Origin of the sequence: Streptomyces lancefieldiae (genome assembly GCF_031845825.1) — a bacterium.
GTDB lineage: Bacteria > Actinomycetota > Actinomycetes > Streptomycetales > Streptomycetaceae > Streptomyces > Streptomyces lancefieldiae.
On the sequence record NZ_JAVRFH010000374.1, the window covers coordinates 1 to 417 of the forward strand.

Sequence of the window (417 nt, forward strand, 5' to 3'; positions counted from 1 at the left end):
GGCTGCTCGTCGTGCCCGAGCACCTGGACGCGGACGCCACGCGTGTCGCCCACGACGTCGAGCAGGCCCTCACCACCCACGGCGCCACGGTCTCCCGTCTCACGGTCGACGCGACGGCGACGGACCGGGCCGACCTGTCGGCGCGGCTCACCACCACCGCGGCCGAAGAGCAGGAACCCCTTGCCGGAATCCTGTCCCTCCTGGGGTGGGCCGGGGGTGTACAGGCCGACTGCCCGACTGTGCCGATCGCCATCGCGACCTCACTGGCACTGGTGCAGGCCGTCGGCGACGCCGGGTTCGGTGTTCCGGTGTGGGCGGTGACGCGGGGCGCGGTGTCCGTGGTGCCTGGTGAGGTGCCGGAGACGGCGGGTGCGCACCTGTGGGCGCTCGGGCGGGTTGCCGCTCTCGAGATCCCCG

At 73.9% G+C, this 417-nt stretch carries 1 protein-coding gene; it reads left to right on the forward strand.

The genetic code is table 11. The features are described from left to right. On the forward strand, positions 1 to 417 hold a 417-nt coding region (locus RM812_RS42585), incomplete at both ends, for a Rossmann-fold NAD(P)-binding domain-containing protein (protein WP_311586433.1).